We start from the raw sequence: 25,068 nt of genomic DNA, 5'->3' as shown, positions 1-25,068 counted from the left end.
TTAGTTGTCGTTGCTGCGTGCCAGCTTGGCAATGATCCAGCCGGTCGCAAATGCAACGCCGAACGCAGCCAGCGGACGCTCGCGGATCAGATCGGTGGCGCTTTCCAGCAGGTCGTTACCCTTGCTGACCAGCACATCGAGCTGCTCTTTGGCAGCGGCGCCGCCGAACTCTGCAGCCGCCATGCCGGCCAGTGCGGTGTCGGACAGCTCTGCCTTGACGTTGGCGCGACCGAGCTTGAGCTCATCGCCCGCAGCGCTGGTGGCGCCCTTGACCGCTTCGCCTGCAGCGCTGGCAGCGGACTTCAGGTGGGTGCTGGCTTCGCTCAGATTCTCTTTCAGCTGATCGGTATTGGTGGGGCTCATGCGATATCTCCTTCGGTCATTGATGGCAGCCGCGACAGCATGCGGGCGTGGTGCAGCAATAGCATCGCTGCGGTGTAGGGGGTGTTAGTGGACGTGCATCGCAGTGCACGCCACGTCAACGCATCAACGCGTCGTACTGCGCGTTGCCACGCAAGATGCGTACAACCAATTGCTGCGGTTTGCGTTGAAAGTTGGCGCGCCAGCTGGCCAGATCGGCAAACTCGCCCACGCTGCTGGCCACGATCACATCGCCGCTGACCAGACCATTGGCTGCGGCACGACCGCCGCGTTTGACCTCGCTGACCATGACGCCGGTGATGCCGGATTGGCGCAGCGATTCGGGCAGGTCCACAAAGGTGGCACCACCCAGGCGTGGGTCGAGCATGTCGCCGGTGACCGCGCGATCCTGCTCTTTCAGTGTGGCGCTGAGCTTGAGCGGTTTGCCGTCGCGACGAATCTCCAAGGTCACCGCACTTCCTACCGCTTGCAGGCCTTCGTAGTTGTGCAAGGCTTCGGCACTGTCCACGCGTTGGTCGTTGGCCGCCACCACCACATCGCCCGGCTGCACGCCTGCGGCCGCAGCAGCGGAACCTGGCAACACGCGCGTCACCAGGGCGCCGCGCAATGAATCCACACCCAGGCCCTGCAGCATCTGCTGGGTAAGGTTCTGGGTTTCCAACCCGAGCGTGCCGCGCACCACCACGCCCTTGGTGACCAATTGCTCCACCACATTGCGCGCCAGGTTGGAGGGGATCGCCAGGCCCAGCCCGATATTGCCGGCCATGCTGCCCTGCGGATTGAAGCTGGCGGTATTGATGCCCACCAACTGGCCTTGCAGATTGACCAGCGCACCGCCGGAGTTACCCGGATTGATCGAAGCATCGGTCTGGATGAAGTTCTGGTAGCCCAGCCCGCGGATGCCGCTGCGGCCCACCGCCGAGACGATGCCGGAGGTGACCGTCTGGGTGAAGCCGAATGGGTTGCCGATCGCCACCACAAAATCGCCCACGCGCAAGGCGCTGCTATCGGCCAGTTTGATGTCGGTGAGCTTGTCGGCCTTGATGCGGATCAGCGCAATATCGGTGTCGGCGTCGGAACCGATGAAGTCGGCCTTGACGGTGCGCCCGTCGCCCAGTGTCACCTGCACATCGTCGGCATTTTCGATGACGTGGTGGTTGGTCAGCACGTAGCCCTTTTGCGCATCGATGATCACGCCCGAACCCAGCGATTCGTTGATGCGGTCCTGCGGAATTTCCGGAAACAGCCGGCGCAGGATCGGGTCGTTGAAGAACGGGTTGCGCACGCGCACCACTTGCTTGGTGTTGACGCTCACCACCGCCGGCATCGCCTGCTGCAGCATCGGCGCCAACGACGGCACTGGTTGCCCGGCGACCGCAGCCGGCAGCGCGGCAGCCGCCGGCAGGGTGAAGGACGCAGTGCCGGCCGGGGTGGCCTCGGCACGGTTGTCCAGCCAGGCATTGATGCCGGTGGCGGCAAATCCGCCGAACGCGGCGGCCAATGAAAGTGTCAGCAGGGTAGGCAGCGGTCGCATGCAACGGAATCCGGTTACGCGGTGGAAGAGGAATAGGGCGTCTGACTGCGTAAATCAAGCTGAACGAGAGTGCCAGTGCGTAATTTAACTTCTGGTGAAAGCGCCGCGCACCCCTTGCAGGCCTTGCGTTGACAGCCGCTTGAGCCCGGCGTAGCGTCCGCTTGATCCGATGCCTGTTCAGCATACGCATGCCGTCGTGCATCGCCTGCGTTTTTCAGAAATGACGCCCTTAAGGAGGGTCTATGAGCAACGGCAATGGTGTGACGGCAACCCTGTCCGACGCCGTCGACAGCGTAAAAAGCACGGCCACCGAACTGACCGAAACCATCGCCAGCACCACCAGCGAGGCGGTTGCCAGCGTGCAGGACGCAGCCGGCACGGCAGTGGAAGAGGTCAAGACGCGCGTGGCCAAGGCACGCAAGGCCGTGGTCAAGGTCGAAAAACGCGTGGTCAAAAAAGCCAATCAAGCGGCCACTGCCGTCACGCGCAGCGTGGCCAAGACCAAGCGCTCGCTGGTGTCGACCAAAGAGGCTGCCAAGGACAAGCTGACGGCCACCAAAGACGCGGCCAAGCAGAAGCTGAGCACGACCAAAGACGCGGCAAAGCAGAAGTTGACCGCAACCAAGGATGCGGCCAAGCAGAAGCTGACCAGCAGCACCGCTGCAGCCAAGCAGAAACTGGCCAGCACAAAGGCCAGCGCCAGGCAGAAGCTGGAAACAGCCAAGGCCAACGCCAAGGCCGAAGCTGCTGCATTGACTGCCAAGACTGCCGCCAAGAGCGCAGCGCGCAAGAGCGCGGTGGCCAAGGTCGGCGCGCGCTCGGCGGCGAAGAAGGCTGCGGCCAAGTCGGCTGCCGTCAAGAAGCCGGTCGCCAAGACCATTGCCAAGACCACGGCCAAGAAAGCGCCAGTGGCCAAGCAGACCGCGACCAAACAGGCAGCGGTGAAGAAGGCGCCGATCAAGAAGGCGGTGACCAAGACCGCCTTGAAGAAGGCCGCCAAGGTGACCAAGACCCCGGCAACGCGCGCAGTGGCCAAGACCACCGCCGCCCGCAAGGCCGTCGGCAAGAAAGTGGCCAAGCGCGTGACGCGCTGATGGTGCGGGGCCAAGCCCTCGTGTCGTTCCGACTGCACGAGGCTTCGCTCGCACCCTCATCCGCCCCTTCGGGGCACCTTCTCCCGTGGGGAGAAGGGAGTTACTCCATCCCTTTGACCAACTGCTCGGCACCCTTGCGAATGCCGGCTTTTGCCGCGTCGTATGCACCCAGGCTGGCCTTGATGTTCATCGCGCTCGGATACTGCTTTTCGACATAGGCAGCGAGTAGGCGATTGCTCTGTGCATCGAAGATTTCCACCGCGTAGCTGACCGAGCCGGAGAACGCGCCCTCCTTGCCGCGCGCGGCCTGCACTGCGTTGTAGGAACCGCCGCCGATATCCACCTTCATGAAGGTGCCGAGTACGCGTTTGCTGGGCTTGGCGCCGGTCAAGGTGATGCGCACACGTAAGCTGTCGCGCTCTGCCGTGGTCGCACGCTGCCAGCGTTGTCCGATCGCATTGCCGAACTCTTGCTGCATGTAGTCGGCCAACATGCGTTTGTCCTGCTCGGGCACGTCTTCGAATTGCGCGTCCGGCCCGCGATAGATGCTCACCGGCTCGATCAGCGCGGCACGGTAGCGGGTCCAGTCCACTTCGCTCTCATACGAATACGGCATGCGGTCGCCGCGGCTGCCGTCGTGCGGGCGCAGATAACTGGCAGACGGCAGTTGGCTATACGGCATCGGACGCGTGCTGGCGCAGCCGATCAGCGTCACGCCGACCATTGCGAGCGCGCAGCAACGGACAGAAAAAGAGTGCGACATGAAAAAGTACCTGAAGAAGAGGAAATGGCCTTGCAACAGCACACAGCCGATGCCCAGCGCTCAATGCATCAAGAAACTGGCCAAGGCCAGCGCAAAGACCACCGCTGCGGCAACGAACAACACACTGCTTTTTGCCCAGTGCTGCAGTCGGCGTGCATCGCGCGCGCTGCGGATATCCGGCAATGCGCTCCAGATGTCGCGATTGCGCGTGCCGGTGCGGCCGCAGCGGAATTCCAGTGCAGGCGTCGCAGCAGTGACAGCGGTCGTGACGCTGTCGTTGGCGGCGATGTGCGGTGCCAGCAGCGAGACGGCGGCCGGAGCGAGATGGGTGGAACGGATCGAGTGGAACATCACCATGCATCCTGGACGCGTGCGGTGAGTGCACTCTAGGCAAGCGGTTTTGGAAACTTATTGGTATCGTCGGCGCGCCATTGCGGTGCGCGGACTGCAGTCAGCCGCTAATGCGCGCACTGTCGCTGGCAAACACCACGCGCACGCACAGGCCACGCCCCTCGTTGCCTTCGCAGGTTTCGATGGTGGCTTCGTGCAGGCGTGCGATGCCGGCCACCAGCGACAAGCCGATACCGCTGCCTTGCACCTCGCTGTCGGCAACCCGGTAAAAGCGTTCGAAGATGGATGCGCGTGCGCTCTCCGGCACGCCGGGGCCGTCATCGCTGACCTGCACGAACGGGTGCAGCACATCGGCGCGCAGGCAATAGCCGCAACTCACTTCAACCGTGCCATGGGTGCGGCCGTAGCAGATGGCGTTGTCGACCAGATTGCGGATCAGGATCCCCACTGCGTCCACATCGCAACGCAGGGTGCACGGTGCGGCTTCCAGCTGCAGGGTGATGTGGCGCGCATCGGCCTGCACGCTGAATTCGTCCAGTACATGGGTGATCAATTCGCCCATATCGACCTGCTGATACGCCGCCGATGTGATGCCTGCATCCAGCCGCGCCAGGTCCAGTAATTGCTCGGCCAGACGGTTGCTGCGGCGTGCGGTTTCCAGCAGCTGTTGCAGCGCCGCGTCCTTGGCTTCCAGCGTGGGCGCACGCAGCGCGACTTCGGCATAGGCATGCAGCGCCGACAGCGGGGTGCGCAATTCGTGTGCGGCATCGGCAACGAAATCGCGTTCGGCCTGCACGGTTTTTTCCACCCGCGCCAGCAAGGTGTTGAAGGAGCCGATCAGCGGACGGATTTCATCGGGTACCTGGTCCAGCGGCACCGGTTCGGTATCCAGCCCGGTGCGTTGCGCAATGGCGAGCGAAACAGCGCGCAGCGGCCCGAGCGAGGTGCGCACCGCCCACCACATCAACAGGCCCAGGATCGCTAGCTGCGAGGTATTCAACACGATGGCAGTGAGCGTCTGCTTCAGGCTGATGCGCGAGGACGCGTTGCCCATCGGGGTCTGGATGTCTGCCACATCCGGAGGGTCTGGGGTATCGAAGCGATGCTCCAGCGAGTCCGGCAACACGGCGATCAATTGATCGCCAAACGTGTTGAGCTCCTGCTCGAACACGCTGTGATGGCCCTGGGTGACCAGTGCGACCAGGATCCACAGCGAGGTGGACCAGCTCAGCAACACGATTGCGGCCAGCGCCGCCAGCATGCGCGCCTGCAGCGATTTCATTCGGGCGCCTTGCCGACCATGTAGCCCTGGCCATAAATGGTGGAGATGAGTTCGTCGCCCAGCTTGCGGCGCAACTGGTGCACATACACCGCGATCATGTTGCTGCCGCCTTCGGACGGGCCGCCGTAGACGCCTTCTTCCAGCTGATCCTTGGTGACCACGCGCCCGGCGCGTTCCATCAATGCGAGCAGCAGGCGGTATTCGTGCGCGCTCAGTGCGACCCACTTGCCGTCCCTGGTGACCTTGCGGCTGCTCGGGTCCACGCAGACATCGCCCTGAGTGAGCAGCGGCACCACGCGGCCCTGGCTGCGCCGGGTGATTGCGCGCAGCCGCGCCATCAGTTCATCGAACTGGAAGGGTTTCACCAGGTAATCGTCGGCGCCGGCATCCAGGCCGCGGATGCGATCGGTGAGCTGGCCGCGCGCCGTCAGTGCGATCACCGGGGTGGCGTCGTACTGGCCGCGCATGAAGCGGATCACGGTCAGCCCGGACTCGCCGGGCAGGCCGATATCCAGCAGCACTGCCGTGTAGCGATGGTCCACCAGCACGGTCTTGGCGGCGTTGGCACTACCGACATGGTCGATGGTCCAGGACTGCTGGCGCACGCCGGCGCAGATCGCGTTGGCCAGCATGGTGTCGTCTTCGACGAGGAGCAGGTGCATAGAGGTTCCGCCAGGCACGGGGCCAGTCCGAGATGCGCGCCACTGTCGGAGGTCGCCATTAGGCAAATATTAGTGCATGGCCCAGGCGCGCATTCCAGCGCGGCCAGCGGCGTTGTCCCGGTGGCCGAAGTCACCGGGCCGGTGGCGCCGCTCAGCGCTGCAGGATGGCGCGCAATGCCGCTTCCAGGCCTGGGTACTGGAAGCGGAAGCCGGCTGCGAGCGCGCGCTGCGGCAGCACCCGCTGGCTGATCAGCAGCAGCTCGGCCATTTCGCCGAAGCCCAGCCGCAGCAGGCCGGCGGGCAGCGCCAGCAGCGCCGGGCGGTGCAGCGCACGGGCCAGCGTGCGCGCGAACTCGGCGTTGGTGACCGGGGTCGGTGCGGTGGCGTTGTAGGCGCCGGCTTCGCCGTGCTCGAGCAGCCACAGCAGCAGCTCGACCATGTCGGCGCGGTGGATCCAGCTCATCCAGTGGCCGCCATTGCCGAACGGGCCGCCGCCGCCAAAGCGGAACGCGGGCAGCATGCGCGCCAGCGCGCCGCCATCGCGGTCGAGCACGATGCCGGTGCGCACCCAGCTCGCGCGCGGGCCCAGTGCGGCGATCTTGGCCGCTTCGGCCTCCCAGTCGCGACACAACACGGCGGAAAAATCGTCGCCGGCGCTGTCGGCTTCGGTCAGCGCGGTGTCGCCGCGTTCGCCGTAATAGCCCACCGCCGAGCCGGAGATCAGCACGGACGGGCGCTGCTCGGCCGGTTGCTGCGCGATCCAGGCCTGCAGTTGCCGGGTGATGCCCAGCCGCGATGCGCGAAATTGCTGCTTGCGTGCCTCGGTCCAGCGGCCGGCCGCCAGCGGCTCGCCGGCCAGGTTGATGACGGCATCGGCTTGCACGCCGTCCAGCGTCTCCACGGCGGCGATGCCGGGCAGGGTGCGGCTGGCGCGGCGGGGATCGCGCGTCAGTACGCTGACCTGATGCCCGGCGCGCAGCAATGCCGGGCACAGTGCCTGGCCGATAAAACCGGTGCCGCCGGTGATGAGCAACTGCATGGTGGAGATTCCTGGGCCAAGGCGATGCGGCACGATAGGCCAGGGTGGACGGCAGCGGAGTGAAGTCGATGCCTTGCCGGTGCTGCGATCGGATCACGGCGTGTTGCACCGAGCTGATCGCTGCGCAGCCCAAACGCAAACGCGCCGGACCAGCCGGCGCGTTGCGCGATCGCTAAAACAGTCGAGCGCTTACTTCGACGAAGATACCGCGTGGGCACGCTCGAAGTGCGCCGACACCACACGGCGGCTTTCTTCCAGATGCTGCTTGACCGCAGCGCTTTCGGCGGCGGGCAGCAGTTCGGAGTCGATGATCTTGATGGTGTCGCCATGGTCGATGACCATGGTGCGCATGAAGCCGTTGCGATACGCATCCTTGCCGTCGGGCAGGGTCAAGGTCTGCGACAGCGCATCGGCGGAAGCCTTGCCCTTGGCGCGCATCGCATCGGCGCGCGCGCTGCCGGTGGCACCCAAGGCCTTGCACTTTTCGAGATTGGCTTCGTGGTCGTGCAGCATCTGCTTGGCGAATGCGTCGGTGGCGCCGCCCATGTCCTGCGCGATGGCCTGCTTGGCCAGCGCGATTTCGTTTTCATCCAGCGCCGCCAGCACGCCCAGCACCGCGCCATCGCCCTTGGCCAATTCGGCTGCGCCGGTGCCGCTGACCGGTGCGGCAGTGGGTTCCGGCGACACCGCCGGTGCGGTGCGCGAGGCATCGCCGCCGGGGCGATCACATGCGGTAAGCGTCAGCATGGCGAACAACGAGGTAGCAACAAGAAGGGATTTCATGGACGTCCTGAGCGTTGAAGAAACCGCCGGCAGGTGCCGACGGCAAAATGCAAAGGAGCCGCTGTGCGGCTCCGATAATGCGCGGGGGGAGTTATGCACTCACGCCCACTGGGTCTGGGCTACCGACCCCAGGCCCATCGGCCTGGCCGGTGCATGCACTGCGTCCTGCGCGCTGCGACAGAGACGCGTCATGCGTGCGGTGCGTTCGCGAATCACCGCGTGTTCGCTGGCCGGCGCACTGCCCAACAGACTGGCCACATGAAAGCCAAGGATGTCCTCCGCGCGGTCGCCCTGGTCGCTGACGATGTGGGGTACCAACCGCTCCAATCGTTCCAGCTCCTGCTGCACTTGATACGGGGTTTTCATGACGTTCTCCAATGAATAACGGGTCCTGCTGACACTGACGTACTCAACTATTGCGCATGCCCAGACGCTGCCAGCAATCGGTGGCCAACTGCTCGTAATTGGACTGGGTGTTGGATGAAATGAAGTGATGTTCCAGGCGGTCGCGAAACAATCGCAGACGCTCCTGATCGCTTGAACGCGGTGCCTGCAGATAGATATCGCAGGCCATTTTCACCACCGGTGACAACTCGCTGAACTTGCCTGCACCAAGGTTGCCCTGGGCATGCCGCGCTTGCCAATGCGCGATTTCGGCTTGTACATCGATAACGGAGGGGTCTCTGCTCATGACTTCGGGTGGTCCGGGTTAAACAAACTTGACGTGCAGGGTAACTGCGGGTATGTCAACGATTGATCATCGAACGCGACCATTGGCCCTTCGTGCGGCCGTATTGCCTTAATTGGTCAGCGTGTTCATGGATCTCTACACGCTACATGTGCACTGCGGCCTACATGCGATTCCAGCGTCGACCGGCACTGACCACATGCTGCTCGTGCACCGGCCTGTATCACTTTGAGCGGATCGAGGCGCCGCGCAAACGAGCGCAGTGCAAAGATGAATACGATAAATTGCGCTAGAAACAGCCGTGTTTTACGGAAGATTCTGAACCGCTCTACACCTGTATAACGTCTGATCCGTAAGCTCTGCAGCGACCTAATGGAGAGAGCACCCAGGATGCAGGACAGCGAAAGCAGTCGCAGCAAGCCGCAGCACGCCAGCGGCACATCGGAAGCACGCGTATGGTGGCATGCCTTGCTGGAGTTACGTGGCGGGCGCGTCGCCATCAGCCTAGTTGTGGTGCTTGTGATTGTGCTTGGGGTCTACCTGGTACTGAAGTGAAACGCTAGCGCAACCCGCGTGCGCTAACGCATTGCAGGTTTCAGGTGCGCGATTAGAGCCAGAACGATCAAGCGGCCGAGCGCCGCGAGGGGAACGTGATGGCACACAAGCGGTATCGGCAGGTGCTGGGACACGTCACGCGTCTGGTGCCCGAACACGGCCATGAGCGGATCACGCATGCGTGGGTGTGCAGCGAGATTGAACGCTTGCTGGGCGCGCATGATGCAACAGCGGCCGTTGATGATGCCGCAGTCTTCCATGTGCCAGACGAGACCCTGACCACCGAGCAGGCGCATGGCTTGGGAATCGACAACAACGGCGATCTGCTGGGCGGCATCGTGCCGCACGCGTTTCTGGCGACCAAGGTGATTGGCCATCCGCTGATCGCCGACGATGCGGCCAGCATCCGTGGCTGGAATCAGGCGCTGGCCACAGCGCTGATCCCGGCTACGCTACCGGGCTACACGGTGTTTTCGCGTGCCGATGCCGAGCACGCACTGGATGCATTGCTGCCAGGCGGAGGGGTGCGACTCAAGTTGCCGACCGGCGTCGGTGGCAATGGTCAATGGCGCATCGCCAGTGCCGCGCAGCTGGCAGATGCACTGGACAGCCTGCCTGATTGTTATCTTGCGACGCACGGCGCCGTGCTGGAGCGCAACGTCCTGCATGCAGTCACGCATAGCGTTGGCGAGTTGTGTGTTGCCGGAATTCAGATCGCCTATTTCGGCACGCAATGCAACGTGCGCAACGCGCAGGATGACGAGGTCTACGGCGGCTCGTCGCTGCAGGTGTATCGCGGATCGCTCGAAGCGCTGGCCGCCACCGCGCTGTCGGCATTGCAGAAACACGTGGTCGAACAGGCCTGCAGATACGATCGATTCATCACCGCCGCCTATCCTGAGTTGCACATCTCGCGCCGCAATTACGATGTGGTCAGCGGTGAAGATGCGCAGGCTGGGCTGATCTGCGGCGTGCTGGAGCAATCCTGGCGGGTCGGTGGCGCCACCCCGGCCGAGCTCGCTGCAATCGCCCGCTTTCAGCAAGACCCGGCGCTGCAATGGGTGACAGCATCCACGCATGAGATCTATCAGGGCGAACCGCCGGCCGATGCGCAGATCTACTACCGCGCCGAGCATGCCGGGTCAGGTCCGCGCTACAAATACAGGAGGGTATCCAGCACGTAATGGAAGCCAAACTTTCCAGCATCCAAATTCCCGTCGACCAGGACGCGCTCAGCGGTACCTTGCTCACGCCGTCGGGCATGCCGGCCGTGTTGTTCGTGCACGGCTGGGGTGGCAGCCAGCACCACAATCTGCTGCGCGCACGCGAGGCGGTGGGCCTGGGCTGTATCTGCATGACCTTCGACCTGCGTGGTCACGAAGGCTACGCATCGATGCGCCAGACCGTGACCCGTGCGCAGAACCTGGACGACATCAAGGCCGCCTACGATCAACTCGCGCATCTGCCGTATGTGGATGCGCAGTCGATTGCCGTGGTTGGGCTGAGCTACGGCGGTTATCTGTCTGCCCTGCTGACGCGCGAGCGCCCCGTGGAATGGCTGGCATTGCGCTCGCCTGCACTCTACAAGGACGAACATTGGGACCACCCCAAGGTCAGCCTCAATGCCGATCCGGAGTTGATGGACTACCGCCAGCGCACGCTGACGCCCGATGACAACATCGCCCTGGCCGCCTGCGCGCAGTACAAGGGCGATGTGCTGCTGGTGGAAGCAGAAAACGATGTCATCGTACCGCACCCGGTGTTGCGCAATTACGCCGATGCCTTCGTCAATGCGCGCTCACTGAGTACACGTGTGATTGCCGGCGCCGACCATGCCTTGAGCGTCAAGGAGCATCAACAGCATTACACGCGCGCATTGATCGACTGGTTGACCGAAAAGGTTGTCGGGCGTCGGATCGCGTTGGCCAAGGAAGTGGTAGCTGCACGCAAGCAATTGCTCAAGGAGCAGGGCGACGAGGGGTCGTCTTCGGGGCAGGGCGCGCGTGAGTTTCTTGGCGATATCCGGGCAGTGGAAAAGACCTCCGGTTGATCTGGAGCAGTGGCTGATCACGCCATGCTCGATCATCACGAATGCGCGGCAAAAAAAACGGGCCACTGGGCCCGTTCTTTTTTATTACGCTCTCGCTTTCACTGCAGTGAAGCGCTGGATCGAGACGGCTACACGCGTGGATCGGTCGGGTTACGACGTGCGGCTTCGTCGTGATGCTCGGAGTCGAATGCCTCGCGCACGGCATGCTTGGCCTTTTCCCAGCTCAGACGCGAGTTGGACTTGAAGCGGTCCCAGCCATCGCCCAGGTCGCGTTCCAGATGGTCGTCCCACTGGCGGCCGGCGTGCTGCTGGCGTGCCTGCATGCCGTAGCGATACGCCGGGCGATAATCGTCGTACGAATAGTCGGCATCGCGATAACCTGCGCTGTCGAAGCGACCTTCGTAATGCGTGTCGCCATCGCGATACACGCTGTGCGTGCGATCGGCGCGCTCCCAGGCATCGCGTGCAGCCAGACGTGCGTCGTCCCACTCCAGACGCGATTCGCCACGATTACGTGGCCACTCGCCGGCCAGGGTCGCTTCGGTTTCTTCCCAGGTGCTGGTCGGACGCGTTTCGCGTGCCTGCAGACCGAACCCGTAAACCGTTGCGTAATCGCGATCGTAATCGGTGCCTTCCTTGTAGTAAGGACGGTTCTGATGTTCCTGGCGCCAGTATTCGGATTCGACGGTCGGGTCCAGGCGTTCCGCCACGCCCTTGCCGGCCGCAGCGCCAGCCACAACACCGACTGCCGCACCGATCAAGGTGCCTAGCGGGCCGAACACGGTGCCGGCCAACGCGCCTGCTGCAGCGCCGCCCGCGATGCCACCAACGCCCACGCCAACCGGATGCGATCCGGGTGCACCGGTGATCGGGTCACGATTCGAATCCTGTGCTTCTGCTGCGCGTTCCTGCTTATCCAGCTTGTCTAGATTGCTGTCGTGATTGGTCATGTCGTCTCCGGTTGCCTGGTGGATGCGGTCTGTGGATACAGATCGCCAACGTGGCGCCACCATGGCGATGCAGGAGTGAAACGCGTGTGCGTAGATGTGAGCATCATCGCGACATGCCTGAACTGTGCACGAGTGCAGTGTGGATGAGGTTGGTGACATACCGCTGCAATATTTTCCCGCGGAAATTAAGGGATATGCGCGGGTCTTCTACTTTTCCCCTTGATGCACAGCAATGGCGTCTACAGACGACCTCAATCAAGTTTTCGAGCCGACAACTTGGAAGCCTCCAAGCCGCGTTAGCAGACGCGATGCCTTCAACGCTAGCGGGACACGCCGTGAATCCATCGATGCCGTCAAAGAGTCCTGCAAGCGGTGGGGACACCGCACCAGGAAGCTTGCGGACTGCTTTGTTGAAAAAAATGCACACCGACCATCTCGACTGGTCCTTGCCGGCCTACCGTCGCGGGACCTTACGCGGCATGGATGCCGCGTAAGAGCCTACACGGACGTACTTGCGGCGTGTCCTGCGACGGTAGGCCGGCAAGGGCCCTGCAGAAAAGCTAAAGATCAACCGCTCTACAATTGATCTATCCGCGCCATCAACCCTACAAGGCAACCCAGATTTCGAGTCGCAGCGTCGTTTTTAGATGCGAAAGCACAAGCACACTCAACCGCCGTGCGTACCCAGCGTGCGTGCGCCGGTCAGGATCATGCGCAGCATCTGCGAGATCTGTTCGACCAGTTCGGGATCTTTTTCCGGCGGCGAATCCATCGCTACTGCGCCCATCGCAAAGACCAGCCGGGTGATCGCCTTGGACACCAGCGCCGGTGCGTGCAGCTTGGCGTTGTCGGCGGCGGCCAGGCGGATCAGGTCCACGCGCAGCTCGTCTTCGAAATAGCTGAGCTCGCGCTCCACTGCCTGCTTGAACGCATCCGAGCCCACTGCACCTTCGCGCAGCAGCACATGCAGCAATTTGTCGTCGGCGCGCAGCTGTTCCATGAAGGCCTCGACCGACACGCGGATGACGCTGCGGTCGGTGGAGGTGGCGCGTTGGCGGGCCTGGCCGATGATGGTGCGCAGCGAGCGCCCGGCCAGATCGATCAAGGCCACGGCGAGCTCGTCCATGTCGCGGAACTGGCGATAGAAGCTGTTGGGCGCGATGCCGGCTTCGCGTGCCACCTCGCGCAGGCTCAGCGTGGACAGGCTGCGGTGCGGGCCGATCAACGACAGCGCGGCGGCGATCAGGTCCTCGCGTGAAATCGCCGGCTTGCGTGACGGCGGCGCGTCGTGGGAAGGCAGGGCGATGGAGGTCATGAGGCTGCGGCCGGTCGTGGGGATGAATCATAGCCCCTTCGGCCGATATACAACTGTATACACGTCTGTGCATGCATGCGTATAGTGCAATCCATGAACCTGGCATCTGACCCCAAGTCCAAGTCACCGTTGCCGACGCGCCTGGCGCGCCGGCTGGTGTCGCCGCAGTTGTTCGACTTCTGGGCAACCCGGCTCAATCCCTTGTGGACCCTGGAGCGGCCGATGGCCCGCCTGGTTGCGCGCACCGCAGCCAGCCGTGATGCGGTGACCCTGGTGCTGCAGCCCAATGGCCACTGGCAGGGCCTGCGCGCCGGCCAGCATGTGAGCCTGGGTGTGGAGATCGACGGCCGCCGCCTGCTGCGCAGCTACAGCCCGACCGTGCTGGCCGATGGCCGCCTGGCGATCACCGCCAAGGCGATCGAGGGCGGGCTGGTGAGTCGCTACCTGGCAACCGATGCGGCCATCGGCACGGTGGTCTCGCTGGAGCCGGCCTTCGGCGACATGCTGCTGCCGACCACGCCCACGCCGCTGTTGCTGCTGGCCGCCGGCTCGGGCATCACCCCGATGCGCGCGCTGCTGCAGGCCGCCGCGCAGGCGGGCATGCCGATGGAGGTGGACCTGCTGTACTGGGTGCGCCAGCGCGACGAAGCCTGTTTTGTCGAAGAATTCGAAGCGCTGGCGGCTGCGCATCCGCGCCTGCGCGTGCGTTTGCTGACCACCCGTGAAGGCGAGGCGCCGGCTGCGCGCGTGGATACCTATCCGTTGGAGCAGATCGCCGATCTTTCCAACCGTCACGTCATGGTCTGCGGCCCGGGCGGTTTTGTGCAGGCAGCGCGCGAGCGCTTGCAGGGGCGCGTAGCCGCGTTTCAGGCCGAAGCCTTCAGCGTGCCGACGCTGGACGAGGGCGAGGCCGGTGAGGTGCAGGTGCAGCTGTCACGCAGCGGCCGTACGCTCACCCTGCCGCGCGGCCAGTCGCTGCTGGAAGGCCTGGAAGCGCAAGGCCTGCGGCCGAAACACGGCTGCCGCATGGGCATCTGCAACAGCTGCGCCTGCGCGCGCCAGTCCGGCACCACGCGCCACCTGTTGACCGGTGAGCGCAGCAACGAACCCACCGCACAGGTCCGCCTGTGCATCAGTGCCCCGAGCACTGACCTGATCCTGGATCTGTAAGGAATCCTCATGAGCCGAGTCCATAACCGCGCCCTGTCCGCTGCCGAACTGCAGTCCTTCGGCGACGAGCTCGATGCCATCCGCGCCCGCGTGCAGAGCCAGGTCGGCGCTGCCGATGCGCGTTACATCCGCCGCATCGTGGCGGCGGTGCGCTGGACCGGTGTGGCCGGTCGCGCGCTGCTGTTCCTGGGCGCGTTCGTGCATAGCGTGCTGATTCCGGCGTGGATTGCCGGCGTGGTGCTGCTGACCCTGTCCAAGATCCTGGAGAACATGGAGCTGGGCCACAATGTCATGCACGGCCAGTACGACTGGATGGGCGACCCGCAGCTCAACGGCAACACCTACGAGTGGGACATCGTTGCCACCGGCGACAACTGGCGCAAGACGCACAACTTCAAGCACCACACCTACACCAACGTGCGCGGCATGGACGACGACATCGGCTACGGCCTGCTGCGCATTTTCCCCGAGCAGCGCTGGCGCCCGTTCTACCTGCTGCAGCCGTTCGTGGCGGTGTTCTTCGCGCTGCTGTTCGAATGGGGCGTGGCGATCCAGGACCTGCGCCTGGGCCGCTGGTTTGCCGGCAAGATGAAAGCCGCAGAGCTGCGCGCTTCGTTTCTTCCGGTGGGCCGCAAGATGGGCCGCCAGATGCTCAAGGATTACATCGTGTTCCCGCTGCTGGCCGGTCCGTTCTTCCTGACCGTGCTACTGGGCAACCTGGCTGCCAACGTGCTGCGCAGCATCTGGACCTTCGTGATCATCTTCTGTGGCCACTTCACCGCCGATGCGGAAGTGTTCCCGAAGGAATCGATCCGCAACGAGTCGCGCGGCCATTGGTATCTGCGTCAGCTGCGTGGCTCGTCGAATCTGACCGGCGGCAAGCTGATGAACGTGCTGTCGGGCAATCTGAGCCATCAGATCGAGCATCACTTCTACCCGGACCTGCCGGCCAATCGCTATGCGCAGATTGCCGTGGAAGTGAAGCAGATCTGTGCGCGTTACGGCCAGCACTACAACACCGGCTCGCTGCCGCGTCAGTTCGGTCAGGTGATGTGGCGGATCGTGCGCCACGCCTTCCCGAGCCGGCCCAAGCCGGTGCGCCGCCAACGCGAAAGCGCCTTGCAGAGCGCCTGATCAGGCAAAGCGCCTGATCAACGTTATCAAAAAGGGTCGCCATCGGCGGCCCTTTTTGTTGGGTCAGCGAAGTGGTCGCCATACGACGTTGCGCATCGTCGCGCTGGCGCTGGCGGTGCCCTTGCGGCAGCGGTGAAGACCTGCGCTGGGAGTTGAGCCTGCCGTTCGCGCATACCGGCCAGCGCTGTGCCTGGTGGGTCGGCGGCGCGTAGTGCCGGCTCAGGTCAGGGTGTGGCGGCGCACCGCCCCCGGTCAGTGTGCGGCGCCGCGCATCAGCGCGTGATAGGCGATGAAACCGGTCGCCGGCAGCGCGCGCGAGAACAGCCAGCCCTGCGCCAGATCCACGCCATGTGCGCGCAGATAATCCAGCTGCTCCTGGCGCTCCACGCCTTCGGCAATGGTGCGCAACTTCAGCGTCTTGGCCATGTCGATGATGTGCGAGGTCACCGCACTGGTGGCCGAGTGGGTGCCAATGGTGTCCACGAACGACTTGTCGATCTTCAATGCATCCAGCGGCAGCCCTTGCAGGTACTGCAGGCTCGAATAGCCGGTGCCGAAGTCGTCGATCGACACCGTGTGGCCGGCGCCGCGCAGATGGGTGATGGTGGCGCGTGCCGCATCGATATCCATCAGGCTGCGCTCGGTGGCCTCCACCCACAGCTGCCCGCTGTCCACGCCGGTGCCGCGCAGTGCTTGCGCCAGCACGGTCTGCACGCGGCCGCTCTTGATGTCGCCGGCCGAGACGTTGATGGCCACATGCAGCGACGGAATCGCCGCCAGGGTCGGGCCGAGTTCGCGGATGACTTCGGCTACCACCATGTCTGTGATCGGCAGGATCAGACCGCTCTCTTCGGCCAAAGGAATGAAGGCATCGGGCGGGATCAGCACGCCATCGGATTGCTGCCAGCGCACCAGTGCCTCGGCACCGACGCATGCGCCGCTATCGAGCGCGATGATCGGCTGGTAGTGCACGATGAATTCGCCGCGCTGCACCGCGCTTTCCAGCCGTGCCAAGGGCGACAGCCGCCGCCGCGAAACCCAGATCACCAGGCTGACCAGCAGCAGCGCCACTGCGATGCCGACCGGCACTGTCTGCAAGCGGGCCGCCGCCAGCGGGCCACGCAGGTAAGCGGCCGGTTCGGTGACCACCGCAGCCCAGTCGCCGCGGCGGTCGCGGCCGGACAAGACCTGCGTCTGCGTTGCGTCTGCGCTGGATGTATCGGGCAACGGCTCGATCAACAATTGCTCGGCGGCGGTATCGGTACTGCTCAGGATCTGCCCGGCCGGGGTGCCGATCGCCAGTTGCAGGCCGGTCGGGATATTGATGTCGGTGAGCGTGGCCGGATTGATCAACACGTTGTAGTCGTCCAGCTGCAGCGCCATCAGCGGGTGCTGCGGATTGGCCAGCGGACGCAGGCGGGTGGTCACCGCGATGCCGCGCTTGACCACGAAATCCGGGGTGGACTGTGGAATGGCCTCTGGCAACGGCCCCCACGAGGTGCAGCGCAAACGGCGCTGCTGAAAATGCCCCAGCTCCACGATGTAATGACTGGTCAGCACCAAGGCGCGCATCTGCGCCAGATGCTCCGGGGAACAGCGCGGCAGCTGCGAGCCGGCCATGTTCACCAGCGCGCCGTGCGCTTCGTCGAAGGCGGCTTCGGTGCGCCGGATCGACAGCGCCGCCAGCTGGCTGAGCCTGCTCTGCTCGCGATCCAGCGCCAGCCGCCACGCCAGATAATAGGACAGGCTGATCGGAAGGGTTGCGCACAGCACCACCAGCAACACGGTCACACTGATGATGCGTTGTCGCTTCACCTCATCCCCCGCATCTGCATGGCGGCCAGCTCACGCAGTGCACCCTGGACAGTGCGCGGCAGATGCGCATTGCCGAGCAACCGGCACAGCGAAGTCGTCGCGCACACGGAGGCCCGATGCGCGCATGGTGACGATAGGAGACATGGACTGATGAGGCTGCACGTCGCGAATGTACGACACGCGCGTGCATTGCGCGCGTCCTCGGAGCGAAGCGGATGTGATTTTCTGCCGACGCGCATGCACCGCAGAGTGGCAAGCGGGCTTGTCAATAGGTTCACGCGCCTGCACGCGATGGCGCGCTAGGGTCGAAAGGTCTGCCCTCCCGTCCGGGAGCAGCGGGACAATCCGGTCCCACGCAAGACGCTTTCCGAGGAGGAATCACTCATGACAACCCAGAAAGAACGTGTCGGCGGCACCGATGCCGTGCCGATCTTCAAGATGCAGGAAACCACGCGCGACGGCGAACTTACCAAGTACGTTGTCGGCGACACCGGCGTGGCCTTCGACAGCCTGGAAGGTGCGCAGGCTGCGGCCAAGGATCTGAGCACACTCAACGGTTGAGGGCGTGCTTTAGATTCGTCAGTTAATCGACGACGCACAGGCACGAGGTTGCGCTGGAGGCCGGCGAGGTGGGGTAGTCGAGTGCGCGGTGCCCTCGCCGCTCGCGGGACACGCCGTTAACTCGTCCCTGGGGGCTCGGTGGCGGCATCCATGCCACCACACGGTCCCGCAATCGGCGAGGACACCGCACCAGAAAGTTGGCGGTTGCTTTGTTGAAAGCCTGCCTGTTGATCGCGTTGCGTTGCGAAGCTGATCAAACGCGCAGTTATCCAAACAACGCGCGACATGCCTTGCTTGCAACCATGCACACCGACCAGCTCGACGGGTCCTTGCCCGCCCACCGTCGCGGGACCTTACGCGGCATGGATGCCGCTACACGGAAGTACTTGCGGCGTGTCCCGCGATGGTGGGCAGGCAAGGGCCCTGCAGCCAAGCCGCAGATCACCCGCTCTACAACTGGCAGAAACTTGGCTAGTCGTAAGGTGCAGTGCCCTCTGGGCAGTTGCAGATTGCTTTACTGAAAACCCCAAGCCCTGATCAGGAGAGCGGCTGCTCGGTCAGCCGCCCGGTATGCGGGGTGTGGATCAGCGGCGCCAGATCGAAGCCCTGCTCGCGCGCATGCGCCAGATAGGCCTGGGTGATGTTTTCGTCCAGCTGCGGCAGCCGTGCCAGCAGCCACAGATACTTGCGGTCGGGGCCACCGACCAACGCGGCGGTGTAGTCCGCATCGATGCGCATCACCCAGTAATCGCCTTTGGTGAAAGGAATCCAGCGCAGGCCTTCGGGCAGGAAGGTGACTTCCAGGCGCGCGTTGCTGTCGTCGATGGCGCGGGCCTCACCGATGGCCTCTTCCAATTCGCCTTCGGCGGTCAGGCAGCGGTTCTGCACGCGTACCGTGCCATCGTCCTGTAGCGCATAGTGCGCCGACACATCGGTGCAATCCGCATCTTCGAAGCGGATCGGCAGCCGCGCGATTTCGTACCAGGTGCCCAGATAGCGATTCAGATCCAGGGACGGGACGGTGACTAGGTCGGGAAGTCGGCTCATGGCGGCCTCTGCGCAGTGGGTTGGCCGATGTTGTACGTGCATCGTCATGAAATGCATGTTGGGATGCTGCCGCTGTTGGATCAGCGCCATTACGCCGCGCTTGCTGTACCCACCGCGCGATCCAGTTTGCGGTAGCCGATCGCTTCGGTGAGATGGTGGGTGGCAATGACCGCGCTGTCGTCGAGATCGGCGATGGTGCGTGCCACGCGCAGGATGCGATGCATCGAGCGTGCAGACAGCTGCAGGTGTTCGATCGCGCGTTCCAGCAGCAACTGATCGTCGTTGCGCAGGCGGCAGTGGTGATCGGTTTGCGCCTGGTCTAGTTGTGCGTTGGGCACGCCGGCACGTGCCAGCTGCAGGACGCGTGCTGCGACTACGCGGGTGCGCACGCTGGCGCTGTCCTCGCCGACGTTGCCGTTGCGCAGGGCCTGCGGTGGCAGGCGCGGAACTTCAACGTGCAGATCGATGCGGTCCAGCAGCGGCCCGGAGATCCGGCTGCGATAACGGACGATGGTGTCGCTGCTGCAACGACAACGCCCACTGCCATCGCCGGCCCACCCGCACGGGCATGGATTCATTGCGGCGACCAATTGAAATCTTGCCGGGAAATCCACACTGCGCGCGGCGCGTGAGATGGTGACCAGGCCCGATTCGAGCGGTTCGCGCAGCACTTCCAGCGTTTGGCGTTGCCACTCGGGCAATTCGTCCAGAAACAGCACGCCGTTGTGGGCCAGCGAAATCTCGCCAGGACGTGGATGTGTGCCGCCGCCCACCAAGGCGACCGCGCTGGCAGTGTGATGCGGTGCCCGATAGGGGCGTTGCCGCCAGCGCGCAAGATCCAGTCCGCGACCGCTGATGGAGGTAATGGCAGCGGTTTCCAGCGCTTCGGCCTCGCTGGCTTCCGGCAGCAGGCCGGGCAGGCGCGAGGCGAGCAGAGTCTTGCCGCAGCCAGGGCTACCAACCAGCAAAAGATGGTGACTGCCAGCGGCAGCGATTTCCAGCGCGCGGCGGGCATGCGGTTGGCCGCGCACGTCGGCCATGTCGGGCAGGGCGCGTGCGCCGAGCGCTTGCACCGCCAGTTCGGCGGCGGGCGCCTTCTGGGTGCCATTGAGCGTGGCACAGACTTCCAGCAGCGTGCGCGCGGTGAAGGCTTCGACGTGGCCGGCGATGGCGGCCTCGGCACCGTTGGCCAGCGGCACGATCAGGCGGCGGCCGGCCTGCGCGGCTGCCAGGGCGGCGGGCAGCACGCCATCGACACCGCGCAATTCGCCGGTGAGGGCGAGTTCGCCGAGAAATTCGTACTCGGCCAGGGCCTGCCGGTCGATCTGCCCGCTGGCGGCCAGGATGCCGAGTGCGATCGGCAGATCGAAACGGCCGCCTTCCTTGGGCAAATCGGCCGGCGCCAGATTGATGGTGATGCGCCGCGCGGGGAATTCGAACTGTGCGCACAGCAGCGCGGCACGCACGCGTTCGCGCGACTCGCGCACCGCCGCCTCGGGCAGGCCCACGATCTGGGTGGAGGGAAGCCCGCCGGAGAGATGCACTTCCACCCGAACCTCAGGCGCATGCACCCCTACGCGGGCACGGCTGTGCACCAGCGCCAGACTCATGGTGGAGGGCCTTGGGTCAGGGAGTGGTGGGTGGCGCTGGGGGCGGCGCGCCGGCGGCGCGTGTTTCCAGTGCGGCGACGGCCTGTTCCAGTGCGTCGAGTTTTTCGCGCGTGCGCAGCAGCACCGCGCGCTGCACGTCGAACTCTTCGCGGGTGACCAGGTCCAGCTTGCCCAGGCCGGCCTGCAGTGCGCCCTTGAAGGTGCTCTGCAGTTCTTCGCGCGATTGGCGCAGGCCCGGCGGCACCAGGTCGCTGAGGCGGCGGGCGAGGTCGTCGAGCTGATTGAAATCGATCATGGGTGTTCTCCGCAGGTCCGTAGGAAGCCTAGTGCAGGCCGGAACACGCGGGACATCGGCAAGGCAGTCGGCAGGCGGTAAGGATAGTCCCATTCGGCTGTCGGTCGCGGTGACGGCGATGCACATGAGATGAGTGTTGCGGCCGTCCACGGTATGCTGCGCGACCGTCATGCCCTGGGATCTGCACCGATGAAAATGATCATGGCCATCGTCAAACCGTTCAAGCTCGACGATGTGCGCGAAGCGCTCGCCGGCTGCGGGGTGGCGGGTATCACGGTGACCGAGGTCAAGGGCTTCGGCCGGCAGAAAGGCCACACCGAGCTGTATCGCGGCGCCGAGTATGTGGTCGATTTCCTGCCCAAGGTGAAGATCGAAGTGGCGGTGACCGACGACCAGGCCGAGCGCGTGGTCGAAGCCATCGTGGCCGCCGCCGGCACCGGCAAGATCGGCGACGGCAAGGTGTTCGTCTACGACCTGGGCAGCGTGGTGCGCATCCGCACCGGCGAGCTGGATAGCGACGCGCTGTAAGGCGTCAGCGGAAGCGACTTCGGTCGATGCTGTGCCGGCGTTGCGCAGGCAACTGACCGATGACAGAAAAACAGCGCCACGGGGCCGGGTCTGCACCGTCGGTCACTGCCGTCGTAGGCGGCATCCAGCTGCCGACAACCAACGCGGTTATGAAATTGGCAGCCGGGCCCACCTTCGATGGAGCAGTCTGGCCGCGATAGGGCCCAAGTATCGCCAACGCGCGCCGCGCTACGTTGCCCGCTCATACCATTTTAATACCGCAGATCTGCCCCGACACCAGAGGCCAGCAACGGTACCGGCCGCCTGCTCGTAACCTAGCTGCGAATTGTCGAAGAGAGCTAGAACGTCCTGAGACGGCCCCTGCTTGTCGCCGCGCGACGACTTGCCTACTCTAGGTGGTAATACCATTTCAATACCGGAGTTCGGAATGAAGCGACGTCATGGCAAGTCGGGTTTGCGCCTGCTCCCGATCCTGGTAGCGCTGGGCCTTGCGGGCCCCGCGCTGGCGCAGCCGGTGACGCAGCCGGCGATCTTCCCGGCCCCGGTGTCGATCGCATTGGATGGCGGCACGGTCACGCTGGGTCAGTCGGTGGTGCTGGTCGTCGCGCCGGGCGCAGATCCGGAATCGGTCGCGCTGGTGCGTCGCATCCTCGGCACCGCCGGCGTCACCAAACTCGCTACCGCGTCGCGGCTGCCCGCCACCCTTGATCGCCCGTACGTCGTGCTCGGCACCGGCGAGGCGGCGGTGGTGCGCGATGCCCTGACGCGCAGCAAGGCGGCGCAGGACAGCCACAAGGAGGGCTATACGCTCGCCAGCGTCGCGCTCGGCAACGGCAGCCTGATCACGCTGGCCGGTCACGATAACGATGGGCTGTTCCATGCGGCGCAGACGCTGCGTCAGCTGGTCGAGCGCCCCGCCATCCCGATCCTGGTGATCCAGGATCATCCGGCGATGCCGATCCGCGGCACCATCGAAGGGTTCTACGGTGCACCGTGGTCGATGGCCGATCGCACCAAGCATCTGGAATTTCTTGCCCGTACCAAGGCCAACACCTTCATCTACAGCCCGAAGGACGACCCGTACGCGCGCGACCGCTGGCGCGAGGCGTATCCGGCCGCCACGTTGAAGGCGCTGGGCAAGCTGGCGGCCACCGCCAAACGCAATCACGTTGACTTCGTCTATGCGATCTCCCCGGGGCCGACGGTGTGCTTCTCCGATCCGGCCGACGCCAAGGCGCTGCTGCGCAAGTTCGATGCCTTCCGCGCGCTGGGCGTGCGCAGCTTCTACGTGGCGCTGGACGATATCGAATACACCAAGTGGAATTGCGAGCGCGACAAGACCACTTTCGGCGACTCCGGTGCGCAAGCGGCCGGCATCGCGCAGTCGCATCTGCTCAATCTGGTGCAGGCCGATCTGGTCGCCCGCCACGATGCGTCGTCGGAATTGATCATGGTGCCGACCGAGTATTTCGACGCCAAGGAAAGCCCGTACAAGGAAGCACTGCGCAAGCACCTGGACCCGAAAGTCGTGGTGCAGTGGACCGGCACCGACGTGGTGCCGCCGGCCATTTCCATCCCCGATGCACGCGCGGCCACCAAGGCGTTTGGCCGCAAGACGCTGCTGTGGGACAACTACCCGGTCAACGATTTCGAAACCTCGGCCGGGCGTTTGCTGATGGCGCCTTACGCGCGACGCGAGGCGGGCTTGTCCGCGGAATTGTCCGGCATCGTCTCCAATCCGATGAATCAGGAAGTGCCCAGCCGCGTCGCGGTGATGGGGATCACCGCCTTCGCGTGGAACGACAAAGGCTACGACGCCGAGCGCACCTGGCACGCGGCCGCGCGTGATCTGGCGGGCGGCGATGCGCGGGTGACCGCCGCGCTGCTGACCTTCTTCGACACCCAGCATCTGGCGCCGACCTTCGGCAGCCAGCCATGGCAGGAGCAGGCACCGCAGTTGAAGGCCGTGCTCGACCATGTGCGCGAGGCGATCGCGCTCGGCGATGCGGCCGCACGCAGCCAGGCCATCGCGGAGTTGGCGCGCACGGCAGACGCATTCGCGGCCGCGCCGCAGATCATCCGCGCAGGGGTGGCCGACAAGGGCTTTGCGGAACAATCGCGCCCCTGGCTGGACGCCATGGAAGGCTGGGGCCGCGCGCTGCAGCAGACTGCCGCCGGCCTGGAGGCCGCCAATCGCGGCGATGCACAGGCGTCAATGGCGTTTGCCGATGCCAAGCGGATCGCCGCCGAAGCCGCAGCCATCCCCTCGATTCCCGGCGCCACGCGTTTCGGTGGCCCGGTCAAGATCGCCGATGGCGTACTGGACCGCTTCGTCGCCGACGCGCCGCGCCTGATCGCCTACCGCGCGCAGTCGGCAGCCGAAGCGGCAAACGCGCAGTGACGACCTGGGGCGGCGACCGGACGACGGCCTAGCCACTAGACAGGCGTCGCCGGTGCGCGGCATCGACGCGTACCCCTGTCTGCTGTGGTTCCCCCGCGCCGTTGCGCACCACCTGGCGATTGCTCGCCAGGTGGATAGGCGCACCGTTGGCGTGTCATCGGGATGGTCAGGCGTGCAGCCCGGTGGGCGTGGCCCGCGTCGCCGGATCAGCATGCGGCACGCAGATCGAGATGCGTTGTTGCGCAGGTGCGGGTGCTGGATGCAGGGCGCGGTTGCACGTCACCGGCCAGGCATCACGGCGGGTGCGCGCTGCCTCGGCGGCGGGTCCGCGGCCTGCCGGTCAGCGGGTTTCAGTCGGCACTGGTTGGCTGCGCATGGCGCTTCATGTGCCAATACAGCCGCTTCCAGCTCCCGCGGATGGTGCGTACCCAGCGCGGCTCGGCGCTGCGTGCGGCCTCGTCGGCGGTCGGCGCGATACCGGCAAGGCGCTGGCGCATCTTCTGGAAATTGGCCAAGTCACTGCGCTGCAGTTGACGCGCCAGCGTGCCGCGTCGCAACCAGCGCGGGAAGCGCCAGGCCGAGGTGAAATCGATCAGCACCGGCACGCCGGCACTGATCACCACATTGGTGCCGTGCAGATCGTTGTGGGTGATGCCGACTGCGTGCAGGCGGCGCAGCGCCTGCTGCAGCTGCTGGAACACCTCCTGGCCGACCACCGCGCTGGCGCTGAGGGTGTCGCCCGGAATGAACTCCATGCCCAGTGCCAGCCCGCCCAGCGTGCCGAGCAGGGCCGGCGCATGCCGCCAGCCGTGCAGGCGGGCCAGCATCTTGGACTCGTGCCGCACCATCAGCCGCGCGATCGGCGCCAGCAGCGTACGGCGGTAGCGGCTGTAGTCCTTGACCACCGCCAGTTGCCCATCCAGATGCGTGCGATAAACGGTGGGCTCGAGCAGCCGGGTGCCCTGCTTGAGCAGGACGGGCGTGACGATTTGCAGGCTGGAGGTGTCCAGCGGCTGGTAGTGCATGGCAAGTCTCCGGACCTTGGCGGCGCGGAGGAATC

The 25,068-nt window shown here is 64.8% G+C and carries 25 protein-coding genes; 8 read left to right on the top strand and 17 right to left on the bottom strand.

Annotated elements, in window-relative coordinates; all coding sequences use genetic code 11:
* Positions 1-363 (bottom strand): hypothetical protein, encoded by a 363-nt coding sequence (locus XcyCFBP4188_RS16175; protein ID WP_006450942.1) that lies wholly within the window; start codon positions 361-363, stop codon positions 1-3.
* Positions 364-478: 115 nt separating this feature from the next.
* Entirely contained in the window at positions 479-1,915 is a 1,437-nt protein-coding gene (locus tag XcyCFBP4188_RS16170) for a Do family serine endopeptidase (protein ID WP_006450943.1), read from the bottom strand.
* A gap of 242 nt (positions 1,916-2,157) precedes the next feature.
* Between XcyCFBP4188_RS16170 and XcyCFBP4188_RS16165 the strand changes: the two genes are divergently transcribed.
* A complete protein-coding gene (locus tag XcyCFBP4188_RS16165) occupies positions 2,158-3,009 on the top strand; it encodes a hypothetical protein (RefSeq protein ID WP_006450944.1) in 852 nt (283 codons plus the stop codon).
* 100 nt (positions 3,010-3,109) lie between these two features.
* On the opposite strand, the gene XcyCFBP4188_RS16160 is transcribed toward XcyCFBP4188_RS16165, so the two are convergent.
* From XcyCFBP4188_RS16160 to XcyCFBP4188_RS16125, 8 genes are all read right to left on the bottom strand, one after another.
* On the bottom strand, positions 3,110-3,772 hold the full coding sequence (locus XcyCFBP4188_RS16160; RefSeq protein ID WP_043909159.1) for a DUF3313 domain-containing protein: 663 nt from the start codon (positions 3,770-3,772) through the stop codon (positions 3,110-3,112).
* A gap of 60 nt (positions 3,773-3,832) precedes the next feature.
* Positions 3,833-4,123, bottom strand: a complete 291-nt coding sequence (locus tag XcyCFBP4188_RS16155; protein WP_043909161.1) for a hypothetical protein — start codon at positions 4,121-4,123, stop codon at positions 3,833-3,835.
* A gap of 100 nt (positions 4,124-4,223) precedes the next feature.
* Entirely contained in the window at positions 4,224-5,405 is a 1,182-nt protein-coding gene (locus XcyCFBP4188_RS16150) for a sensor histidine kinase (RefSeq protein WP_006450947.1), read from the bottom strand.
* Positions 5,402-6,067: a response regulator transcription factor gene (locus XcyCFBP4188_RS16145; RefSeq protein ID WP_006450948.1), complete on the bottom strand. Its 666-nt coding sequence runs from the start codon at positions 6,065-6,067 to the stop codon at positions 5,402-5,404. The genes XcyCFBP4188_RS16150 and XcyCFBP4188_RS16145 overlap by 4 nt, the downstream gene beginning before the upstream one ends.
* A gap of 151 nt (positions 6,068-6,218) precedes the next feature.
* Positions 6,219-7,106, bottom strand: coding sequence for a TIGR01777 family oxidoreductase (locus XcyCFBP4188_RS16140; protein ID WP_104592440.1), 888 nt, complete (start codon positions 7,104-7,106; stop codon positions 6,219-6,221).
* A gap of 189 nt (positions 7,107-7,295) precedes the next feature.
* Entirely contained in the window at positions 7,296-7,889 is a 594-nt protein-coding gene (locus tag XcyCFBP4188_RS16135; protein ID WP_006450950.1) for a DUF4142 domain-containing protein, read from the bottom strand.
* Between the two features lie 99 nt (positions 7,890-7,988).
* On the bottom strand, positions 7,989-8,255 hold the full coding sequence (locus XcyCFBP4188_RS16130) for a hypothetical protein (protein WP_006450951.1): 267 nt from the start codon (positions 8,253-8,255) through the stop codon (positions 7,989-7,991).
* Positions 8,256-8,298: 43 nt separating this feature from the next.
* Positions 8,299-8,580, bottom strand: coding sequence for a hypothetical protein (locus XcyCFBP4188_RS16125; protein WP_006450952.1), 282 nt, complete (start codon positions 8,578-8,580; stop codon positions 8,299-8,301).
* A gap of 650 nt (positions 8,581-9,230) precedes the next feature.
* Here XcyCFBP4188_RS16125 and XcyCFBP4188_RS16120 point away from each other — a divergent pair.
* Together XcyCFBP4188_RS16120 and XcyCFBP4188_RS16115 are read left to right on the top strand one after the other, a co-directional pair.
* The gene (locus tag XcyCFBP4188_RS16120; RefSeq protein ID WP_006450954.1) at positions 9,231-10,316 is read left to right on the top strand and encodes a DUF3182 family protein; all 1,086 of its coding nucleotides are present in this window, start codon (positions 9,231-9,233) and stop codon (positions 10,314-10,316) included.
* Complete coding sequence (locus XcyCFBP4188_RS16115; protein ID WP_006450955.1) at positions 10,316-11,182, top strand: alpha/beta hydrolase family protein; 867 nt, start codon at positions 10,316-10,318, stop codon at positions 11,180-11,182. Before XcyCFBP4188_RS16120 ends, XcyCFBP4188_RS16115 begins: the two co-directional genes overlap by 1 nt.
* A 128-nt stretch (positions 11,183-11,310) precedes the next feature.
* On the opposite strand, the gene XcyCFBP4188_RS16110 is transcribed toward XcyCFBP4188_RS16115, so the two are convergent.
* A complete protein-coding gene (locus XcyCFBP4188_RS16110; protein WP_043909154.1) occupies positions 11,311-12,132 on the bottom strand; it encodes a hypothetical protein in 822 nt (273 codons plus the stop codon).
* A gap of 667 nt (positions 12,133-12,799) precedes the next feature.
* A complete protein-coding gene (fabR, locus tag XcyCFBP4188_RS16105) occupies positions 12,800-13,447 on the bottom strand; it encodes an HTH-type transcriptional repressor FabR (RefSeq protein WP_006449004.1) in 648 nt (215 codons plus the stop codon).
* A gap of 93 nt (positions 13,448-13,540) precedes the next feature.
* Here fabR and XcyCFBP4188_RS16100 point away from each other — a divergent pair, with 93 nt between their 5' ends.
* A complete protein-coding gene (locus tag XcyCFBP4188_RS16100) occupies positions 13,541-14,617 on the top strand; it encodes a ferredoxin reductase (protein ID WP_104592439.1) in 1,077 nt (358 codons plus the stop codon).
* Between the two features lie 9 nt (positions 14,618-14,626).
* On the top strand, positions 14,627-15,751 hold the full coding sequence (locus XcyCFBP4188_RS16095; RefSeq protein WP_006449002.1) for a fatty acid desaturase family protein: 1,125 nt from the start codon (positions 14,627-14,629) through the stop codon (positions 15,749-15,751).
* Between the two features lie 252 nt (positions 15,752-16,003).
* Here the strand turns inward: XcyCFBP4188_RS16095 and XcyCFBP4188_RS16090 are convergent, their stop codons facing one another.
* On the bottom strand, positions 16,004-17,566 hold the full coding sequence (locus XcyCFBP4188_RS16090; RefSeq protein WP_006449001.1) for an EAL domain-containing protein: 1,563 nt from the start codon (positions 17,564-17,566) through the stop codon (positions 16,004-16,006).
* 384 nt (positions 17,567-17,950) lie between these two features.
* On the opposite strand from XcyCFBP4188_RS16090, the gene XcyCFBP4188_RS16085 reads away from it, so the two are divergent.
* Positions 17,951-18,127 carry a hypothetical protein gene (locus XcyCFBP4188_RS16085; RefSeq protein WP_006449000.1) on the top strand — a complete coding sequence of 59 codons (177 nt, stop codon included), beginning with the start codon at positions 17,951-17,953 and terminating at the stop codon, positions 18,125-18,127.
* Between the two features lie 537 nt (positions 18,128-18,664).
* On the opposite strand, the gene XcyCFBP4188_RS16075 is transcribed toward XcyCFBP4188_RS16085, so the two are convergent.
* The 3 genes from XcyCFBP4188_RS16075 to ubiK form a co-directional block, all read right to left on the bottom strand.
* Complete coding sequence (locus XcyCFBP4188_RS16075; RefSeq protein WP_193748352.1) at positions 18,665-19,174, bottom strand: lipocalin family protein; 510 nt, start codon at positions 19,172-19,174, stop codon at positions 18,665-18,667.
* Positions 19,175-19,263: 89 nt separating this feature from the next.
* Positions 19,264-20,784, bottom strand: a complete 1,521-nt coding sequence (locus tag XcyCFBP4188_RS16070; RefSeq protein ID WP_104592438.1) for a YifB family Mg chelatase-like AAA ATPase — start codon at positions 20,782-20,784, stop codon at positions 19,264-19,266.
* 16 nt (positions 20,785-20,800) lie between these two features.
* On the bottom strand, positions 20,801-21,079 hold the full coding sequence (gene ubiK, locus XcyCFBP4188_RS16065) for a ubiquinone biosynthesis accessory factor UbiK (RefSeq protein WP_043907433.1): 279 nt from the start codon (positions 21,077-21,079) through the stop codon (positions 20,801-20,803).
* Positions 21,080-21,232: 153 nt separating this feature from the next.
* Between ubiK and XcyCFBP4188_RS16060 the strand changes: the two genes are divergently transcribed.
* Both XcyCFBP4188_RS16060 and XcyCFBP4188_RS16055 read left to right on the top strand, forming a co-directional pair.
* A complete protein-coding gene (locus tag XcyCFBP4188_RS16060) occupies positions 21,233-21,607 on the top strand; it encodes a P-II family nitrogen regulator (protein ID WP_197970279.1) in 375 nt (124 codons plus the stop codon).
* 427 nt (positions 21,608-22,034) lie between these two features.
* Complete coding sequence (locus XcyCFBP4188_RS16055) at positions 22,035-24,008, top strand: glycoside hydrolase family 84 protein (RefSeq protein WP_104592437.1); 1,974 nt, start codon at positions 22,035-22,037, stop codon at positions 24,006-24,008.
* 350 nt (positions 24,009-24,358) lie between these two features.
* Here XcyCFBP4188_RS16055 and XcyCFBP4188_RS16050 read toward each other — a convergent pair whose 3' ends face one another.
* Positions 24,359-25,033, bottom strand: coding sequence for an RIO1 family regulatory kinase/ATPase domain-containing protein (locus XcyCFBP4188_RS16050; protein ID WP_167393559.1), 675 nt, complete (start codon positions 25,031-25,033; stop codon positions 24,359-24,361).
* Positions 25,034-25,068: the final 35 nt, after the last annotated feature.

Source organism: Xanthomonas hortorum pv. cynarae (genome assembly GCF_002939985.1).
Classification (GTDB): domain Bacteria; phylum Pseudomonadota; class Gammaproteobacteria; order Xanthomonadales; family Xanthomonadaceae; genus Xanthomonas; species Xanthomonas hortorum_D.
This window is presented reverse-complemented; position numbering and strand designations above follow the sequence as displayed.